Genomic DNA, 220 nt, shown 5'->3' with positions numbered 1-220 from the left:
GACTTGGGCTCCCACGGCCACATCCGTACCTGTCCAAAACCTGTCATTGCTTCTGTTGCTGGTTGGGCTGTTGGTGGCGGTCATGTACTGCATATGATGTGTGATCTGACGATCGCGGCAGAAAACGCACAATTTGGTCAAACTGGTCCTAAAGTGGGTTCATTTGATGGCGGTTGGGGTGCGTCTTACATGGCTCGCATCGTTGGTCAGAAAAAAGCTC

1 protein-coding gene is annotated in these 220 nt (G+C 51.8%); it reads left to right on the top strand.

Annotation, left to right across the window (positions count from 1 at the left end; all coding sequences use genetic code 11):
- The coding region (locus E0702_RS18850; protein ID WP_240721837.1) for an enoyl-CoA hydratase-related protein at nt 1-220 on the top strand (220 nt) is incomplete at both ends.

Source organism: Halomonas marinisediminis, assembly GCF_004347715.1.
GTDB lineage: Bacteria > Pseudomonadota > Gammaproteobacteria > Pseudomonadales > Halomonadaceae > Halomonas > Halomonas icarae.
The sequence above is the reverse complement of the archived record's forward strand: the minus strand, read 5'-3'. Positions and strand labels throughout refer to the sequence as shown.